General features: G+C 65.3%; 18 protein-coding genes, 1 pseudogene and 1 riboswitch. Of the genes and pseudogenes, 13 read left to right on the top strand and 6 right to left on the bottom strand.

Annotated features, from left to right (window positions below):
- Positions 1–108 precede the first annotated feature (108 nt).
- Genes D8Y23_RS08950 through trpS form a run of 3 tightly spaced genes read left to right on the top strand, consistent with a single transcriptional unit; the run spans position 109 to position 3270 of the window.
- Entirely contained in the window at positions 109–1308 is a 1200-nt protein-coding gene (locus tag D8Y23_RS08950; protein ID WP_128217811.1) for a YihY/virulence factor BrkB family protein, read from the top strand.
- Between the two features lie 53 nt (positions 1309–1361).
- The gene (locus D8Y23_RS08945) at positions 1362–2210 is read left to right on the top strand and encodes an exodeoxyribonuclease III (protein ID WP_128217810.1); all 849 of its coding nucleotides are present in this window, start codon (positions 1362–1364) and stop codon (positions 2208–2210) included.
- 55 nt (positions 2211–2265) lie between these two features.
- A complete protein-coding gene (gene trpS, locus D8Y23_RS08940) occupies positions 2266–3270 on the top strand; it encodes a tryptophan--tRNA ligase (protein WP_128217809.1) in 1005 nt (334 codons plus the stop codon).
- A gap of 265 nt (positions 3271–3535) precedes the next feature.
- Here trpS and D8Y23_RS08935 read toward each other — a convergent pair whose 3' ends face one another.
- A complete protein-coding gene (locus D8Y23_RS08935) occupies positions 3536–4351 on the bottom strand; it encodes a DUF559 domain-containing protein (protein WP_240663844.1) in 816 nt (271 codons plus the stop codon).
- Positions 4352–4535: 184 nt separating this feature from the next.
- Here D8Y23_RS08935 and D8Y23_RS08930 point away from each other — a divergent pair, with 184 nt between their 5' ends.
- From D8Y23_RS08930 to D8Y23_RS08890, 9 genes are all read left to right on the top strand, one after another.
- Entirely contained in the window at positions 4536–5099 is a 564-nt protein-coding gene (locus tag D8Y23_RS08930) for a GNAT family N-acetyltransferase (RefSeq protein ID WP_128217807.1), read from the top strand.
- Positions 5100–5304: 205 nt separating this feature from the next.
- Positions 5305–6093, top strand: coding sequence for an Fpg/Nei family DNA glycosylase (locus D8Y23_RS08925; protein ID WP_128217806.1), 789 nt, complete (start codon positions 5305–5307; stop codon positions 6091–6093).
- A 190-nt stretch (positions 6094–6283) separates the two neighbouring features.
- Complete coding sequence (locus D8Y23_RS08920; RefSeq protein WP_128217805.1) at positions 6284–7444, top strand: hypothetical protein; 1161 nt, start codon at positions 6284–6286, stop codon at positions 7442–7444.
- Positions 7445–7661: 217 nt separating this feature from the next.
- Entirely contained in the window at positions 7662–8138 is a 477-nt protein-coding gene (locus D8Y23_RS08915; protein ID WP_128217804.1) for a hypothetical protein, read from the top strand.
- A gap of 110 nt (positions 8139–8248) precedes the next feature.
- Positions 8249–8890, top strand: coding sequence for a hypothetical protein (locus tag D8Y23_RS08910; protein WP_164878185.1), 642 nt, complete (start codon positions 8249–8251; stop codon positions 8888–8890).
- 636 nt (positions 8891–9526) lie between these two features.
- Positions 9527–9838 carry a helix-turn-helix domain-containing protein gene (locus tag D8Y23_RS08905; protein WP_128217802.1) on the top strand — a complete coding sequence of 104 codons (312 nt, stop codon included), beginning with the start codon at positions 9527–9529 and terminating at the stop codon, positions 9836–9838.
- A gap of 220 nt (positions 9839–10058) precedes the next feature.
- Complete coding sequence (locus tag D8Y23_RS08900) at positions 10059–10997, top strand: bifunctional DNA primase/polymerase (protein WP_128217801.1); 939 nt, start codon at positions 10059–10061, stop codon at positions 10995–10997.
- Positions 10994–12421, top strand: coding sequence for a DNA primase family protein (locus D8Y23_RS08895; RefSeq protein WP_164878184.1), 1428 nt, complete (start codon positions 10994–10996; stop codon positions 12419–12421). Before D8Y23_RS08900 ends, D8Y23_RS08895 begins: the two co-directional genes overlap by 4 nt.
- 454 nt (positions 12422–12875) lie before the next feature.
- Positions 12876–13178 carry a hypothetical protein gene (locus D8Y23_RS08890; RefSeq protein ID WP_128217799.1) on the top strand — a complete coding sequence of 101 codons (303 nt, stop codon included), beginning with the start codon at positions 12876–12878 and terminating at the stop codon, positions 13176–13178.
- 4 nt (positions 13179–13182) lie between these two features.
- Here the strand turns inward: D8Y23_RS08890 and D8Y23_RS08885 are convergent, their stop codons facing one another.
- Complete coding sequence (locus tag D8Y23_RS08885) at positions 13183–13668, bottom strand: hypothetical protein (RefSeq protein WP_128217798.1); 486 nt, start codon at positions 13666–13668, stop codon at positions 13183–13185.
- A 26-nt stretch (positions 13669–13694) separates the two neighbouring features.
- Here D8Y23_RS08885 and D8Y23_RS08880 point away from each other — a divergent pair, with 26 nt between their 5' ends.
- The gene (locus tag D8Y23_RS08880) at positions 13695–14363 is read left to right on the top strand and encodes a recombinase family protein (RefSeq protein ID WP_128217797.1); all 669 of its coding nucleotides are present in this window, start codon (positions 13695–13697) and stop codon (positions 14361–14363) included.
- A 120-nt stretch (positions 14364–14483) separates the two neighbouring features.
- Here the strand turns inward: D8Y23_RS08880 and D8Y23_RS08875 are convergent, their stop codons facing one another.
- The 4 genes and pseudogenes from D8Y23_RS08875 to D8Y23_RS17305 form a co-directional block, all read right to left on the bottom strand.
- Complete coding sequence (locus tag D8Y23_RS08875) at positions 14484–15980, bottom strand: hypothetical protein (protein ID WP_128217796.1); 1497 nt, start codon at positions 15978–15980, stop codon at positions 14484–14486.
- Between the two features lie 184 nt (positions 15981–16164).
- On the bottom strand, positions 16165–16407 hold the full coding sequence (locus tag D8Y23_RS08870) for a hypothetical protein (protein ID WP_128217795.1): 243 nt from the start codon (positions 16405–16407) through the stop codon (positions 16165–16167).
- 122 nt (positions 16408–16529) lie between these two features.
- The gene (locus D8Y23_RS17095) at positions 16530–17528 is read right to left on the bottom strand and encodes a recombinase family protein (protein ID WP_240663843.1); all 999 of its coding nucleotides are present in this window, start codon (positions 17526–17528) and stop codon (positions 16530–16532) included.
- A 63-nt stretch (positions 17529–17591) separates the two neighbouring features.
- Positions 17592–18092: pseudogene (locus D8Y23_RS17305) on the bottom strand (recombinase family protein); the annotation flags it as partial.
- 297 nt (positions 18093–18389) lie between these two features.
- Positions 18390–18538, top strand: a riboswitch (FMN riboswitch).
- The last annotated feature ends 12 nt before the right edge of the window (positions 18539–18550 follow it).

The raw sequence follows: 18550 nt of genomic DNA, 5'->3' as shown, positions 1-18550 counted from the left end.
GGGTGCGCTTCGGCGCCCCGCCGTTCGGCGTTACCGAGCAGAACTCGCGCGGAGCCTCGGGCGGAGGGATGCCGGAGGGGCGTGGCATCCATTCATTAGGCTCGACGGGTGACCGACAGCCGCCGCGACTCCCGACCGCTGCCGGGCGCAGCGACCGAGGAGACGTCGCTGCGTGACCGGCTCGAGGCCGCGCAGAGCGCCGTGCGGGAGCGCCTGGACCAACCGATCGCCCGGGCGGCGAAGCTCGCCGAGCTGTTCCCGGTGCGGGTGTGGCGGCACTTCCTGAGGCACAACGGGTTCCTGCTCGCGGCAGGTATGAGCTACCAGGGCCTGTTCGCGATGTTCTCGGCGTTGTATCTGGCGTTCGCGGGGGTCGGCATCTGGCTCGGGGGCAGCAGGACCGCGATCGACGGACTGATCCGTATCGTCAACGGATACATCCCGGGGATCATCAGCGACAACGGTCTGGTCAAGCCCGACCAGGTGGAGGCCGTCGCGCAGGAGAGCGGGCGGCTGCTGGGGGTGACCGGTGGTGTCGCCGGCGTCGTCGTCATCTGGACGACGATCGGGTTCGTCACCTTCACTCGGCGTGCGGTGCGCGACACTTTCGGGCTGCCCTTCGACCTGCGCAACTACGTGCTTCTGAAGGCGCGGGACTTCGTGGCATCCCTGCTGTTCGGGGTGGCTCTGCTGGTCGGCGCTCTGCTCGGCTCGGTCACGACGGGCGCCGTCGACCTCGTCTTCGAGTGGGTGGGCTGGACGCGCGAGACGGCGTGGTGGTCGATCGGGGCGCGGGGCGTCTCGCTGGTCGTCGCGTTCGGAGTGAACGCCCTCGCCCTGGGCTCCCTCTTCCGATTCCTCACCGGAACCGTCCTGCCCTGGCGCCGGATCTGGCCCGGCGCGCTCGTGGGGTCGGCGGGGCTCGTTCTGCTGCAGGTGGGAGCGGGCTTCCTGTTCGTCTACACCCCCTCGAATCCTCTGCTCGCGACCTTCACGGTGCTGATCGGATTCCTGCTGTGGTTCCGGCTGGTGGGGATCGTCATTCTCGTCGCCGCGGCGTGGATCGCCGTGGCCGCAGACGACCGTGACGCACCGCTGCGCTCCCCTGAGGACCGCCGGGCGATGGAGCAGACGGCGCTCGTCATCGCCGCCCAGGTCGCCGTGCGCCACGCCGAGGAGGCGGCTGCCCTGGCTCGCTGGCCGCGGCGGTGGATCGCCCGCCGGCGTCTGCGCACCGCGCGAGCGACCCTCGCGCGGGTCGAGGCCGAACTCCCCACGCCGCGACGTTCGACGCTTCTCCTGGACTGAGCGTCCCGCCTGCGCGAGCGACCCGTGTCGGAGGCCCCGGTTACGCTCGTGGGGTGGCTCGCTCCGTACGCATCGTCTCCGTCAACGTCAATGGCATCCGTGCCGCCGTCCGCAAGGGCATGACCGAGTGGCTCGACGCGTCGGGCGCCGACATCCTCGCCCTGCAGGAAGTGCGGGCCACCGCCGAGCAGCTCGCCGACGCCCTGCCCGGGTGGCAGATCGTCAACGACGAGGCGCTGCAGAAGGGCCGCGCGGGCGTGGCGATCGTCAGCCGCCTCCCCGGCGTCGAGACGCGCACCCACCTCGGTCCCGAGCCGCTCGACGCGTCGGGTCGGTGGATCGAGACCGACTTCGACATCGACGGCGAGACCCTGACCGTCGTGAGCGCCTATGTGCACAGCGGCGAGGTCGACACGCCCAAGCAAGAGGCGAAATGGCTCTTCCTGGATGCCATGGAGCGGCGCCTCGCCGAACTCGGGTCCGCGCAGCCGCTGGCCATCGTCATGGGCGACCTCAATGTGGGGCACCGCGAGCTGGACATCAAGAACTGGCGGGGCAACCGCAAGAACGCCGGCTTCCTACCGCGCGAACGGGCCTACTTCGACCGGTTCTTCGGACCCGCCGGCGAGCAGGTCGAGGGTGCTGACGGGTCGACCGGCCCGGGCCTCGGCTGGGTCGACGTGGGCCGGCGCCACGCGGGCGAGGTCGAGGGTCCGTACACGTGGTGGTCGATGCGCGGGAAGGCGTTCGACAACGACTCCGGCTGGCGGATCGACTACCACGTCGTCACCCCGGCGCTGGCCGAGCGCGTCACCGATTACCGCGTCGACCGCGCACCGTCGTACGACACGCGATGGAGCGACCACTCCCCCGTCATCGCGGACTACACGCTGGGGCTGTGAGCGGGGCCGGTCGGTGGGCGCGAGGCCGTCGTCCCGGGCGGCCTAGGATCGTACGGTGACCCAGCAGCGCCTCTACTCCGGAATGCAGCCCTCCGCCGACAGCCTCCAGATCGGCAACTACATCGGGGCGCTTCTGCAGTGGCGCGAGCTGCAGGACGAGTACGACGCGTTCTTCTCGGTCGTCGACCTGCACGCCCTGACGCAGCCCGGCGACCCGGCCGAGCGTCGTGAGAAGACGCGGCGCACCGCGGCGCAGTACATCGCCGCCGGGATCGAGCCGTCGCGCTCGACCCTTTACGTGCAGTCGCACGTGCCCGCGCACGCCGAACTCCAGTGGGTCCTGTCTACGCTCACCGGGTTCGGCGAGGCCGGACGCATGACCCAGTTCAAAGACAAGTCGGCCCGTTACGGAGCGGATGCCACCAACGTCGGTCTCTTCACCTACCCGGTGCTGATGGCCGCCGACATCCTGCTGTACCAGACCGACGTCGTTCCCGTCGGCGACGACCAGAAACAGCACATCGAGCTCACCCGCGACCTCGCCGAGCGCTTCAACAAGAACTTCGGCGAGACGTTCACGATGCCGAAGCCGATGATCCAGCGCGAGACGGCTCGCATCTATGACCTGCAGAACCCCACGTCGAAGATGTCGAAGTCGGCCGAGTCCGACGCCGGCGTGCTGTGGATGCTCGACGAGCCGAAGGTCAGCGCGAAGAAGATCATGCGCGCCGTCACCGACTCCGAGGGCGCCGTGCGCTTCGACCGCGACGAGAAGCCGGGCGTCTCGAACCTGCTCGTGATCTACTCCGCTCTCACCGGCCGCGAGGTCTCCTCGATCGAGGACGAGTACGCCGGTCGCGGCTACGGCGACTTCAAGAAGGGTCTCGCCGAGGTGGTCGTCTCCGAGTTCGAGCCGGTGCGCGAGCGCGCGCTCGAGCTGCTCGCCGACCCCGCCGAGCTCGACCGCGTCCTCGCGTCGAACGCGGAGCGGGCGGCATCCGTCGCCGAGAAGACCCTCGCCGACGTGTACGACCGCGTGGGCCTGCTCCGCCGCGGCTGACGCCGCGCGGGGCGCCCACGGCCGCGCGTGCGGGCACAACTCCTGCAGATGCGAGCTACCCGCGGCCCCGACCATCGGCTCCGGGGGTGTTGCAGGAGTTGTGCGCTCGGTGGAACAGACGGCGGCGCGCGGTGGCAACACGCCCGCCGAAGGGATGCGGCACGCGGTTGGCTGCACAACTCCGGCACTCGACGCCCCCAGCCGGGGCGGAGCGGGTTTGGAACTGATCGCTCAGGAGCTGTGCCCGTGGGTGAGCGGCCGGAGCTCAACGACTCCGCCGTCGACTCCTCACCACACCGGCCAGCGCTTCCCGCACCAGCTCGGGGCGGTAGAGGATCTCCTCGGCGACAACACGCAGGGTGAGGTACCCGGCTGACGCGGCCACCCGATCCCGACGTCGGTCACGAAGCTGTGCCTCGATGGACGAGTGGTGGGCGCGACTGTCGCACTCGATGATGAGCCACCCCTCGACGAGGAAGTCGACTCGACCGACCCCGCGGATACGCACCTGGGTTTCGTACCTCTCGCCGAGGGCGCGGAGAATGAGACGAACGAACGTCTCCGGCCCCGACTCGGCCGAGCCGTCCACGAGGTTCTGCAGCCGACGGTAACGTCGCGGCAGCTTGTCGAAGATCGCATCGACCTCTGCGCCGGTGACCAGTCCGAGGTGCAGCGCACTGTCCACCGACGCGATTCCCGCGCGCGGCCCCTGACACATCACCGCTTGCGCCAGGGCTTCGAGGAGATCCGCACGCAGGGCGCCCCGGGGAGCCACGGTCGAGCGCCAGTGGGCGACGACGCCGCTCGGCCGCTCCGGCAGCCTGCTCGCGTCCCGGTCGAACTGGACGTGGAGTCGCCCAGGATCCAGAGCGAAGACGCCGAGAAGAGAGAGCAGGGACACGCAATCCAGCCGCCCACCCAGACAGGCGGCATCCTGGACGGTTGAGTCGACCGAGGCGGAGACATACCTCCCGCGCCGGACACGGATCAAGGCCCCGCTCGCCACGGCGGTCTCCACGCGATGGCGCGTCCATCCGTCCTCGCGCAGCTGACGGTGCGTGCGGAACTCGGGGGTCGTCATGTCTCTCACCGTGCACGCCGTCATGGGCGTTCGAGCGGCCCCGAGGTCGCATTCGGGGAGGGATGCCGAGATCCCTCGCCTGGGGAGGAGGGGCCATGACTCCGGCGGGACACGGGCGCCACGGCATCCCCCGACCGCCCCGCGAGGAATCGCCGGAGTTGTGCCCGGCCGGTAGCGTGGGCGGATGGAACCGGACCACCTGCAGACGCCCCGACTGGAGCTCTCGGCCCCGACGACGGCCGACATCGCGGCGATCCACGCGGCATGTCAGGATGCCGACCTGCAGCGTTACACCACGGTGCCGTCGCCGTACCTCCTCGAGGACGCCGAGCGCTTCGTCGCGCTGACCGCCGGGTGGTGGGCGGACGGCACGGAGCCGACCTGGGCGATCCGCCGCGAGGGGCGCCTTGCCGGCATGATCGGGCTCGCGAAGCTCGACACCGGCGCACCCGAGATCGGATACTGGGTCGCCCGCGACGCGCGACGTCAGAACGTCGCCGTGGAGGCGGCGAGCGCGGTGATCGACTGGGCCTTCGCCGCGGACAGACCCGCGGTCGAGCGCATCGAGTGGCGCGCCGTGGTCGGCAACATCGGGTCCGCCCGGATCGCCCGGCACCTGGGGTTCCGGTACGAGGGGCTGCTGCGACAGGCGCACCTCAACAGCCTCGGCCGCGCCGACCTGTGGATCGGTGGCCTGCTCCGGCACGACGAGCGGACACCGCGGGACTGGCCGCTCGACCTGGGCTGAGCGCCGCACAACTCCGGCAGAACCGGCCGCCACCCGGCATCCCTCCCCCGCCGCCGCCTCCGCAGGAGTTGCGCCGACGCACGCACACCTCCGGCAGAACCGGCCGCCGCCCGGCATCCCTCCCCCGCCAGGCCACACCCGCAGGAGTTGTGCCGGGCGCGGCAAGGGCCTGTCGGATGTCGGGACGGGATGCCACGATGGCGGCATGCCCGAAATGCCCGAGGTCGAAGGACTCGTCGAGTTCCTGCGCGGCCGTGTGACGGGGCTGACGTTCACCAAGGCGAGCGTGTCGGCCATCAGCGCGCTCAAGACCTACGACCCACCGATCGACGCGCTCGTCGGCTCGGTCGTGACGGAGGTCGAGCGCCACGGCAAGTTCGTCGACCTGGCGACCGACGGTGGCATCCATCTCGTGTTCCACCTGGCGAAGGCGGGCTGGCTGCGCTGGTACGACGCGCTTCCCTCGACGATCATCAAGCCCGGCAAGACTCCGATCGCGCTGCGCGTGGGGTTCGACGACGGGTCGGGGTTCGATCTCACCGAAGCGGGGACCAAGAAGTCGCTCGCCGTGTACGCCGTCCGCTCCCCCGCCGACGTGCCGGGGATCGCGCGGCTCGGCCCGGATCCCCTCGACGACGCCCTCGACCGGGAGGCGTTCGCCGCCCTGCTCGCCGGGCGCCGCACGCAGATCAAGGGGGTTCTGCGTGACCAATCGATCATCGCCGGTGTCGGCAACGCGTACTCCGACGAGATCCTGCACGCCGCGAAGATGTCGCCGTACGCTCTCGCGGCGAACCTCGCGGATGCCGAGATCGACACGCTGTACGCCGCGATGATCAGCACCCTGACCGAGGCGATCGACACCGCGCGCGGCAAGCCTCCGGCAGACCTGAAGGATGCCAAGCGGCGGGGCATGCGCGTGCACGGACGGCGCGGAGAGACGTGCCCGGTGTGCGGCGACGAGGTGCGCAGCGTCTTCTTCGCCGACAAGTAATTAGAACACATTTGCGCCCTATGGTGCATCAATAAATCCCAGGTGATACTATCAATCTGTCGATACAACCCAGAGGGTAAATCGACCGCCAGCGTAAGGCGCTAGAGCTTGAGTCGTTGACTCGCTCGCTACGTATCTGTCGGTCAGAGGCCGGGAATCATCACTCACCTCTGACGACAGGAGGGCTGGCATGGAAAGCCGCCTCAAGATCGCGGTCCTCGGCTGCGACATCGTCGGCGCAGACCGCGGCTTCAATGTCGCCGCCGACATCCTCACGAACACCGCAGACGGCGTTCCTCTCAACAACCTGTGGCGTGAGTTCTCGACCGCGCTCGCGGAGTGGAACAAGACGCGAGACGCAATCTCCGCCCTGTTCACCCGCAGCACTACCGAATCGTTCGCTCAGCTCCCGGTCGGATCGAGCAACATCGAGTTCGAGAAGCAGTCGGAGTTCGGTGTCCCCCAGTCGAGCCGGGTGAAGCCGGACTACACCCGCATGGGCTTCCCCCTCGAATGGTCCGACGCTGGACTGCGTTACACGCGCAAGTTCCTTCGCGACGCCACCGCCGACCAGGTTCGCGCGCAGCACCAGGCCGTTCTGGAAGCCGACAACCGGGCGACGTTCCGCGACACCATGACGGCGCTCACCACGAAGGCCCAGAAGGGCACCCGCACGTCGAACGAGAACGGTGTCGAGGTCTTCGACCTCTGGGACGGTTCCGCAGGCGAGACCCCTCCCTCCTACGCCGGTCGCTCGTTCTCTTCGACCCACGATCACTACCTCGTGTCCGGCGCGACCCTCATCGACTCGGGCGACATCGAGGCGCTGATCACCACGATTCAGGAGCACGGCCACGGCCTGCGCGAGTCGGGCGAACAGCTCATCATCATGGTGAACCCCGCGCAGATGGACCCGATCGCCACGTGGCGCAAGGCCGAGGCGAACGCCAACGGTGCTGTCGCGAAGTACGACTTCATCCCCGCGTCGTCGGCTCCCGCCTACCTCACCGACCTCACGATCATCGGTGACCGCGCTCCCGCAGCCTTCAACGGCCTCCCGCTCGAAGGTTCCTACGGTGACGCCTGGATCACCAAGAGCTACTTCGTCCCTGCCGGATACGTGATCGCCGTGGCGACGGGCGGGGCGAATTCCCTCCGCAACCCGCTGTGGCTCCGCGAACACCCGACCGCTTCGAGCCGTGGTCTTCGCCTGCTCCCGCAGTACGAGCGTTACCCGCTTGTGGAGGCGACCTACGAGCACGGCTACGGACTCGGTGTCCGATACCGCTCAGCAGCCGCCGTCATGCAGATCAAGGCCTCGGGGTCGTACGACAACCCCACTTGGCCCTAACAGACCGAGCGCCGCCGAACCACGGGATGGCAATCGACCCGCCCGCTCGCGTGGACGGCGGCGCTCTTCAACCCCGTCTCGGGTAGCTCCCGAGACGGATGAGACGACTTCTTCACCGGGTTTCCCCGGCTCGTCTCACCCACCGGGGCATCGCGTTTCTTCCTCTTTCCGCGATGCCCCGGCTGCACCCGAAAGAGGACGGAAAGAGGAACCCATCATGAACATCGCCACCATCGACGCTGAGAACACCGCGATGTGCGAGGCAGTTGCATTCTGCCGAGGCGCGGACAACCGCTGGCTCGCCGACCTCGATCCCTGGATCGCCCAGGCGATGATCTCGGCTACGACAGACGAGGGCTTCAAGCCCGCTCCCGATCCCTCTCGCGCAATCGCCGTCGAAAGCAATAGCATCAGCACCGCCGATGTTGACGGCTCTCTCATCGTCCGACGCCCGTGGCGATACGTCTCGGACCTCAACGGCGCGCCCGTCGCGGGCCTCGACTCAGAGGACCACCTGCCGATGTCCTCCTGCCACCGGTGCACAGGCTTCGAGCCGTTCGAGCGCAAGCGTGCCCAGGCAACGTTCTACATCCCCCGTGGCCGATTCGTAGTCGAGTTCGCCTTCTGCGCCGACTGCATGGTGCGGATCGCCTCAGTCGCCAAGGACCTCGTGCCGGAATGGTGGGTCAGGTGAGCGAGAAGCGCAGGTGCCAGGGCACCATCACGAATGACAAGCGCGGACGCGAGGGACAGCCTTGCAAACTGTGGGCGCGCCCTGGCAGCGACTTCTGCAACAGACACTTCATGCCTGACGGCGGCGCTGGCCCGCGCAATCTCGACGCGATGGAGCGACGCTGCATCGGTCGTCACGGAGATGGAACCCAGTGCAAGAACCCGCCTCTCTTGGCGCAGCGCACCTGCCGCTACCACGGTGCCAACGAGGCGTCGGCGGAAAAGGCGCAGCAGTTGCTCGACCGCATGGTCGAGCCGGTGCTGTGGGAACTCCGAGCGATTGCCCTCGATCCGGCGACGTCCGAGAGCGACCGGCTGCGCGCTATCTCAATGGTGCTTGACCGCAGTCTGCCGAAGGAGCGCAAGCTCGAGGTCTCGCTCAAGCCTTGGGAAGTCACCATGCAGCACGTCTTCGCAGACCCCACGAATGTTCAGATTGCTCGCGGCCTGCCGGATGAGATCGCGGACACGCTCGACCCCGCCCATCGCCGCGCCCTCGAACAGTCCTACGTGGATGCCGAAGTTGTTGAGGACGAAGCGGAAGCTCTAGCGCGGTATGAACGCGAAGAGACGGAGCGTCGCCGCGTTGCGTTCGAGGAACAGGCGCGGGACCGGGCGCGCGCAGCTCTGCCGCAGATCGGCGAGCGCCGGGAAGCGCACCGGATTGGCTCGGCCGAGCCGCCGCGTAGACGGATCGAAGACCCCTTGGAGTGACGATGGAACAGCCAGGACGTACACGCGAGCCACAAGAAAGCGAGTTCACGACGCCCCCTAAGAGGAACCCCGAACCCGGCGACCTGACCGGACCGGCTTCTCAGAAGTGGGTACATGTCGTCAAGGGCCGGAGCGAGCGCGAGAGCGACGGTCATGCCTAGCGACGATCAGACGCGCTGGCGATTCTTCCTCAACGTGTACGGATCTTTCGGTGGGCGATCTACGGCTTACATCGCGATAGCGCCTGGCTGCCCCACGGCCTATCACGGGCGCGACACCGAATGCAACTGCGTCTGGTTCGAGACTGCCTTCGGAGCGCGGCTGCACGTTCGCGACGCGAACATTGCCCTCGACGCCGAAAACAGCTCGCCCAAAGTGTCCTGAGTCGATCTGAGGCGCTTTCGATGCGCGGTCGAGGTGCGATATCACCCACCCCCAGCAAGCCCTAGATCGCATTCGAAGAAGTGTTCTAAGTTCAAATCCTCAGGTGTTACAATTGACTTGTCGATACAGCGCATCGCGCCTCGACCCGCATTGGACGGCTGACTCAGAGCAGCGCGAGGTTCAACTGCCCGGGATGCAAGCACGCCGGGGACCGAAGCACCGCGGATAGGTAACTATCCCTGGACGGTTCTCGTGGCACTCCCACACCGGCGACAGCAGCTCGCCAAGTTCATTCCGTTTCACGATCTGACGCCCGCTCTCGTCGCCAAGGCGCTGGGCACAGATTCGACCCGCATCAAGAACCTCTGTCGAGGTGGCGCGTACCCCAGCCCGGACGAAATTGTCGCGCTGGAAAAGTTGTTCGGCCTGCCCGTCGAGGTTCTCTTCGAGCCTGAGATGCTCGCCTATCGCAACGGCCCCTGGCCCGCGCCTCGCGGCGGCGCTGCGTTGCGCGCGGACCTCGACCGACTGCACGCGCAGGTTGCTGCCGAGGCGGGTGAGTGACGTGGCACGCGACACGAACTCCGGCGAGACAGCCACCCGCGTGGTGTCGATCCTCGACCGCATCCGGGATCGGATGCTCGCTGACGGCACACTCTCGGGATCGGAGGCTGACGATGCTTCCTGAACATGCAAGAGGGGCCGCCCCCTACAAGAGCGACCCCAAGCTGCACAAGGACCAGCACAGCAATAATACACCTGATCGGGTCTTTTCAATCCGTCGATGGATGCCTCTCGCGGCGATCCTCGCAGGCCAGAGCGTCGTAATCGCGTGGGCGGCGGTGATGGTGCGGTGATTACCCTCGACAACCTCACACCGTACGTTGAGCGCGGATGGAGGATTTTCCCCGTCTTCAAGATCGCCAACGGTCAATGCGTATGCCGCAAGGGCCGAGCCTGCGACAGTCCCGGCAAGCACCCGATGATCCGCGAGTGGGAGAAGCGCGCGACCGCAGACCCTCGCCAGATCTTCGAGTGGTTCCACTCGTACCCCGGCTGCAACTGGGGTCTCGCGACCGGCGAAGCGTCGGGTGTCTGGGTGCTGGACATCGACCAACACGACTCGGACGGTGTCGCGAGCATCAACGCATGGCGCGCTGAACGTGGCGTTGACATTCCGCGCACGCTGACCGTCTACACAGGCGGCGACGGATGGCACCTGTACTTCCTCGTGGAAGGCAACATCAGGAACCGAGGGGGTGTACTGCCCGGCGTTGACGTTCGCGGCACGGGTGGATACGTGCTGCTGCCGGGGTCAAACCACGTGAGCGGTCGCCAATACGCAGTGCACACCGACATTCGGCCGGCCGTCCCGACGCGCCCACTGCTCGACCTCATTAGCCGAGGATCGTCAGGCCCAACAGGTCGAACAAGGACCGTCACGTCTCCGAGCACTGACCTCCCTCGATACCTCCGGGACGGGTTCACCCCCGGAAGCCGCGACATCGAGTGCTACCACCTCGCCTGCTCGCTTTGGCGACTCCACTGGGGCGACCCAGAGTTCGTTGAGGCCGCGATCGCTGACTGTTGGCGCGCGACTGCAGGCCACGACACCTTCCCCTGGTCGCAGGCGAAGCGCAAGATCGCTGAGGCTCACAAGTTCATCGGTCGCAAGAAGGACGAAGAAGACACATTCATCCGACTGCACGGAGGTGCCGCGTGAGCGACCAGACTGACCCCGACGACCAGCCCACGACAAGCCTGGCCGATCTTCAGCGAAGCAAGGACCAGACCTCGAGGTCGCACCTTCGCCTCGCCTACCGGTTCGCCGCTCAGTTCGCGGGCGAGTTCATCTACGTACCCGGCATCAGCGCGGCGGGTCGCCACGAGGGCTGGATGCACTGGACCGGAACGCATTGGGAACTCGCTGAGGGCGGTGAAGTCCATAACTCGCTGTGGCAGATGCTCGAAGGCGCGTGGTCCGAGGCGATCAACGACACCGGCCTACAGCAGGACATTCGGAGCGCTCAATCAGCCTCAGGGACCGAGGGCGTGCTTCGCCAGGCCGCGAGGCTGCCTGAATTCAAGCGCTCCGCGAAGGACCTCGACAATGACCGGATGCTGCTCAACCTTCAGAACGGTACGTACGATCTGAGGTCGTTCACCATGAAGCCGCACGATCCGGCTGACCTCATCACGAAGGTTGCGAACGCCGAGTACCACGAAGACGCGACCTCGGAACGGTGGGACTCATTCATCGAGGAGGTCCTGCCAGACCCGGAAGTCCGGGAGTTTCTACAGCGCTACGTGGGCGTGAGCCTGTCCGGGCAGGTGCGCGAACACGCGCTACCGATCCTCGTTGGCGACGGACGCAACGGTAAGGGCACCTTCTATGAGGCGATCCAGTACCTGGAAGGCGACTACGCGGGTCAGGCTGACCCTGAGTTGTTCATGCACAAGGAGGGAGCGCATCCTGTCGGCCAAATGGCGCTGCTCGGCAAGCGCTGGGTGGTCGTCACCGAGACCCAGAGAGGTCGCCGGATGAACGCCGCGACCATGAAGCGCCTCACCGGTGGCGACCCCGTGACCGCGAGATGGATGCACGGCAACCCCGTGACCTTCGAGCCGTCGCACACGCCGATACTGGTGACCAACTGGATGCCAAAGATCAGCGGCGACGAACACGCGGCCTGGGAGCGAATCCACGTCGTGGAGTTCAACACCTACATTCCGCCCGAGCGCCGCGACAAGCACCTGAAGGAAAAGCTGCGCACAGAGGTCAACGGGATCTTGCTCTGGGCGATCAAGGGCTGGCACGACTACCTCTCGCGCGGGTGGCAACTCGACCCGCCTCAGAGCGTGCTGCTGTTCACCGAGGACCAGCGCTCCGATGTGGACTACATCGCCCACTTCATCGACGAACACTGCGTGCTCCAAGACGGTGCCGCCGAGCTCCAAGGTGAACTGCGAAGCCGGTACAACTCCTGGCGACTGGGGCTGGACAAGGCTCGCGACGAAGCGCCCGAGTACGAACGGAACGACTTCTCGCGAGTGGTCCGCCAGTACAGCCGCGCCATTGGGACCAAGAAGGGAGCCAAGAACCGCTCCTACTTCACAGGCATTCGACTCAAAACGCAGGATGAGTGACCTAGAACGTTTCGCGGGAGGGCGTGGGCTTGGCTTGCGCCCTCTTCGCGGCCCAATGGGTTACTAGGTTACTGGGGTTATCACCTTTTTCCAAAGTCGATATAAGGGCGATATTTCAAACTTTCAATGAACGGTCACTCCTAGTAACCCAGTAACCCATTGGCCGGTTGAGGCTGTCGCCACCCAAGGTGCAGCTCACCCATGGAACAGCTGTCTGCCGTGGGGTTACTGCGGGATTCTGTGGGAAATTTCTGTTCTCGCTCACACAAGAAAGTCTCACGAGAATCGGCTGTCCTGTCCCATGGGAAGTTCTGAGCGCGTTTGGGGATTTTCTCCGTGGCGCGTCGCGAGGCTTGACTCACATTCGTTGGAATGAAAGTTGACGCAGGGGCATACGTGGTCGATTATCCGAATATCGAAGATATCTTCGACTGTACACAAGGATGGAAAGACTATGAGCCTCGATGGCTATTGGAAGCTGTACGACCACACCCTGGCGACGGTGCGCGCGGAGAAGCCCAGCACCTTTGCCGGGTTGAAGACCATCCTCGATCGGTTCGAGCCACCGAGCAGCGGAGAGGCGTTCTTCCCTGGCGGAGCGGACGACACGCTCGCGATGGCGCTGATGAGCGCGGGGTGGAGCGTGGACTTCGAAGAGGGTGACTACCTGTGGACCGCTGCGCACCCGGTGAGCGGGGCTGTCGTTCAGCATGTGGAGGGCGACCTGTACTGCCTAATCGATGGCGATCATGCCTGAGGAGCTATCTCGCCGCACTCACCGCTTGCATACGTGCTTCGTGCAGGGCATAGAGTGCGCTCGAGATTTCGACGTGCCGCGAATTCAGATCTCGCTGGAGCTGATCGGTCGACGGCGTGCGCGGTTCCGAAGAAAGCCTAGAGGCCTGGGTTACGACCGTAATCAGAGCTTGGTGCACAAGGAGCTCGGCGACCGAAGCCTCGACGGCCGTTCGCTGCGGCAAGAACGGGCGAGGCGACTCGGCGACCACCTCGTCTCCCCGGCTCGTGTCGGCTATCACCTGCCAGGACCAGGCATTTCGAATGGGCCAGGCGACGAGGTCTTGGCTGTCGATCCTCGCGCTGAGACTGAAAATGATCTCCATGCGGATTCCGAATACCTTCGCGCCCTGGGCGTCTCGATGCACCACTGTTCCCGCGTGAAGGGATGGAAGCTCAGCATTGATGCGCTTTGCAATCTCCTGCAGCTGTTCGAGTTGATCTGCGTGCATGAGGTGATATTGCCAGGACGTCGCTCATGAAGGTAATCGGGTACCTTCGCGTGTCGACGCGCGACCAGGACTACGGCATCGAGGTGCAGAGACGGGCCATCGCGAGCGAGGCCGAACGTCGCGGTTGGGAAGTCGAGTGGATCGTCGATCAGGGCGAGACGGGCAAGAACGCGAACCGTCCCGGCCTCACGGACGCACTTGCACGCCTCGACCGCGGCGAGGCTGACGCGCTGGTCGTGTCGAAGCTCGACCGACTGTCTCGGTCCGTCGTGGACTTCGGGAACATCCTTCGACGCGCAACGCGACCGCGAGGCAAGAAGGTGAAGCCGTGGGGATTGGTCGCCCTTGATGTGGGAATCGACATGACCACGCCGACAGGCCGGCTCGTGGCGCACATCCTGATCGCCGTCGCGGAGTGGGAAGGCGACACGATCAGCGACCGCACCAAGCAGGCGCTGGCCGTGGCGAAGCGCGAGCGCGGGATCATTCCCGGCGCGGCGTCGAAGGTGCCTCGTTCTGTGGTGACGCGGATCAAGAGCGCTCGCACGCGGGGACTGACTTTCCGAGCCATCGCGGACCGACTCAATCAGGACGGCGTTCCGAGCGCCCGAGGCGGGCTGTGGTCGCAGTCCACAGTGCAGCACGCCTATTACACGGCTGACACAGCGAAGAGAGCCGTACAGCGGGCATCCTGAGCGCATCTCACAACATCGAAGGAACCACGCGAGGCGATATCGCGACGTCCGAGGTGGAGCGCGAGAAGCGCGCGTGGCGCATTGCGCTTGACGTGCGTCGCGTAGTCATTCGTTGCATCGTCAACCGGCATCGTTGACGTTCTCAGACGTGTTCCCACCGCCCCCGACCGTATCCGACTGCTCGATGAACTCGGTAAGGCTCACATGCTCGGTCATGTCCCGAGCGGCGCGGAGCCGAGCCAGTACCGCCTCAGGTCCGCGGAACTCGCGCACGGCGAGCATCACGTCGTCCCACGGAACCCCGAGATGGTATTCACCCGCGCCGTCCGCCCACTTGAGTGGCACGACGACTCCATAATTCCGAGGGTCAGTTCCGGTAGGACTCGGACGGACCTCCATGCCCTCGGCTTCGATCAGTTCCGCGAGCGCCCCCATGTTCCAGGCAGCAGTGACGACCATCCGGAAACGGATCATGTCGTCTATCGCTCGACGCGGAACAGCCCAGAGGAACATCGGAAGGACAACGTGTGGCAAGTGCTTGTCGTCGTCACGCGGCTCGGACACGAGCTGCACGGTGAGGTTGTCTCTTCCTGTACGCCTCGCGCTGGGCATGATCTCCTTGATACTGGCCACCATCGACTCTGGCTGAAAGTCGGTTTCAGTCAGTCCCGCAGCGTTGTAGACGACCGTGTAGGAGACAAAACCCCCTAGCGAGAATGAGGCGTTTCCCTGACTTCGCGCTTGTCTCATAGCTCGGCGCAGCAGGTTCCAATGTGGTTCCGGGTCGCCCTCCGTTCTCACCGTAAATACGTGCGCATCCCCGACTTTGCTCATCTTGTAGAACTCAGCAGCTTGGCCATCCACTGCGTTTCGCATGCGTTGGAGCTGTCGCGCGATGCGTGGACTGTTGTGTCGCGCTTGCAGCTCTTGCCGCCTCACCGCAGCCGGAGTCGGTTCAGTTGTAACGACGTGCGCTGGCTGCGCGATCGGCTCTTTCGTGATGGAGTGGACTTGTACGGAGTACTCGAGCAGCTTGTCGTCAGACCCCTCGACCGGTACGCCCGGTGAAATCTTCAACTCCATCGTCGCGTACTGAGCCAGCGGATCCTGATGCCCAGTCGGCCGAACGTATGTGACATCCCCAACCCGGAGAATGTCCGTGATGTCGTGCACGATTGGTATACCCCATTCGCGGCTTATCATCGAGTGGACGAAATCGAACATCGCTCGGTGGTGGTTGTCGAACCGAGAAGGGATTGGAACCGCCTGGTTGTCACGAAGTGAGTGGATCACTTGGCGATCTAGAAGTAGAACGGTCCACGCGGCGGCATCACCCAGCTTCCGCGCGAGTTTTCGGAGCCTCCGCAGCTCGCTGACGTAGTGCAAGCTCGCGGCGTCCTTCGAGAGACCGCGTTTTGCTTCGGATATCTCCGCCTGAACGTCTACCTGCAACTTGAAGATCGACTCCTGCAAGTCCATGAGCTCGCTGAGGCCACCCTCCATGAATTTTTCTTTTCGAACTCGGGCCGCCAGACCGCTGGCTCGGCGCAGGAACCGGACCACATTCCGGGCGTTTTTTGGGAGCAGATCCGATCCGTTCTCGGAGTCGCTAGTCATGTTCAGACCCTATGTAGAACGTCCGACATCGCGCATCATTGGCAGCCGGTCCCGACAATCGCCGCCCGGGCACAGAGGAACTCGTGCGGGGGACCGGCGCGAGGCCCCGCGCCGGTCGGCTGGGCTCGCTAGGAGCTTCTGGCGAAACGTTGCAACGTTGGCGAAGCCGTAGGACGTCGTCATCTCAGACCTCGAACGCCTTGCCATCTGAATAACGCACCCAGACACTTGAGCTGCGGTCGGCCATACCCTTGAGAATGGCCGTTCGGACCACCTCAGCAGCAGCGTCAGCTAGTGTCTCTGCCGTTGTATAGACCTCGTCGTGCAGATCCTCAACCCAGTACGTCTGGACCCGGAGACCGTATCGACCGTCTCCCTCGTCCAGAACTTCGACGATCAGATCCAATTCGGTGTAATTGCTGGCCACGATGGCTCCCTCAATTGGGCTCCGGGAACGCAAAAAGGACCCGGAGCATGGCGAATGCTCTGAGTCCTTATGGAGCCTTTGGGCTGCGGCTCTAGCAGTTGCACGACAGTACCACCTACGGGTCAGTCTGACCACTCAATGCTGACTCGCTGACGCATAGCCTCGCTCGTCAACGCGGCGCGACGATCTTCGAACGCGCGAGGCGCCTCATTCTTCCGAGGCAGGGTCGTTGTCGGAAGGCCTGACGGCCAGTCACCTACAGATACGCGCTCGATGAGCGCTCGGAAGAACAGCCGACGTTCGCTAGCGGTCCAGTCTTTGAAACGGTCGAGGACTTCGCGCCGCTCGTGCCACACGTCGCGGGCAGTCGGCCCGCCGTGCGCGCGGTCGATCTGCTCGGAGAGCCGAGTGATCTCCGAATCCAGCCGTGCGACCTCGCTCTGAGCATCACGCTCGCTCATAATCCCGGCGATGAATGCCCGCGCGGCGCGGTCGCGCTCACCCTGGCGCGCGTCTCTTTCGGCACGAAGCCTCGCCCTGTCGCTGTCGGCGGTCTCGCGCTTGCGCTTGATGTCGTCCCAGAACGCATCGTCGTCCAGGTGAGCGAGGCACCTCTCGAAGAGATAGGTCTCCAGCGCGGAGGCGTCGATGCTCACTCGTCCTTCGCTCGATCCGTTGTCACGCTTCGGGTGACTCTCGTGGTCGCCGTTCGCGAATGCGCGGCACACGAGTTTGGTCCGCACACCCTGACGGGCCACCGGATAGAGAGGCTTCTCGCACCGCGCGCAGACGACCAACCCTCCCCCGAGCGCGTGCTTCGATGACTTGACTCCGAGAAGGTTCGTGCGTCGCGCAGAGTCCGGCGCAAGACGCTCGGTCAGACGCTCGAAAGTCTGTCGGTCCAGGATCGGCGTCCAGCAGTTCTCCACGCCCGCCGAATTCGTTCCGACCAATGCCGGGTTGTTGAGGACGTTCCTGATGACGCTGTGCTTCCAGGACGAGCCCTTACGAGTCAGGTCGCCACGGGCGTTCCAGTCCTTCACGATGCTGTACAGCGTCTCGTCCTGGTCGAGCACGCGGGATGCCGCCTCGCTTATCAGCGATGCCTCACGGTCGTTCACGACGAGGGTCTTGTTCTCTTTGCCGAACCCGAATGGAGGTACGCCACCGTGCCAACGCCCGGACTCGACACGCTGGGTCGCTGCGCGTTTGACTCGCTCACCCACACGTTCCGCCTCCGCCTGATCCCACGTGGCGAGGGTCAGCGCAGTCGCGCGGCCGTCCGCGGTGCTGAGGTCGAACTCGCCCGATGCGACGGTCTTGATCACTACCCCGTTGTGCCGGGCGAGGTCGATGAGGTCGATGGTCTCGCGGAGCCTACGGGTGAGACGACTGTTCGAGTAGGCGAGAACGTGACTGAACTCCCCCGCACGCGCACGTCGTAGCAACTCGTCGTAGGCGGGTCGATCCTTCGTGGAGTTGGTGGAGGCCGACACGTTGTTGTCGGTGAATACCTCGACTACGCGCACGCCCAATCTTGCGGCGAGGTCGCGGCAGTCCTGCTCTTGTCGCGCAACCCCCAGGGCCGATCCTTCCGGATCGTCGGAGATGCGCGTATAGATAGCAGCATGCCCAGGCGACGTAACGACGGAACCCCTCGGGTTCGCACTGCTGATTCGTCCCATGTCTCACCTGCCGATCGCGCGTCGGAGGATGCGGGATATCGCACATTCGAGTACTGCCCGACGTGCCAGACCCATGGCAAGATCCTCGCTGACCGGCGTCGCTCCCGTCTCGATAAGTAGTGTAGGGCGCAAATGCGCCTCGATTACAACTCGCTCGAGTACTGCCCGACGTGCCAGACCGGCGGCAAGATCCTCGCTGATCGGCGCCTGTCGCGCTTGCTCAAATAGCACGGTTTCGCCCCGCGTCGGTGGGAATGAATCCGTGTCGGCGGTGTTGATTAGACTTCGACCAAGCAATACGTGCTCCGGGGTCGGTGCGAATCCGAACCGGCGGTGACAGTCCGCGAACCCTTCCGCTCCGGCGGTGGGGCCGAGCCGGTGGAATTCCGGGACCGACGGTGATGAGGTGAGCGATCTCCTCTAGTCCGGATAGGAGGCAGCACGGTCGGCGCGCCGCG

It is taken from the genome of Microbacterium enclense (genome assembly GCF_004022425.1).
In the GTDB taxonomy this organism is placed as follows: domain Bacteria; phylum Actinomycetota; class Actinomycetes; order Actinomycetales; family Microbacteriaceae; genus Microbacterium; species Microbacterium enclense_A.
Note: the sequence above shows the minus strand (reverse complement) of the source record. Positions and strands in the feature narration are given on the sequence as shown.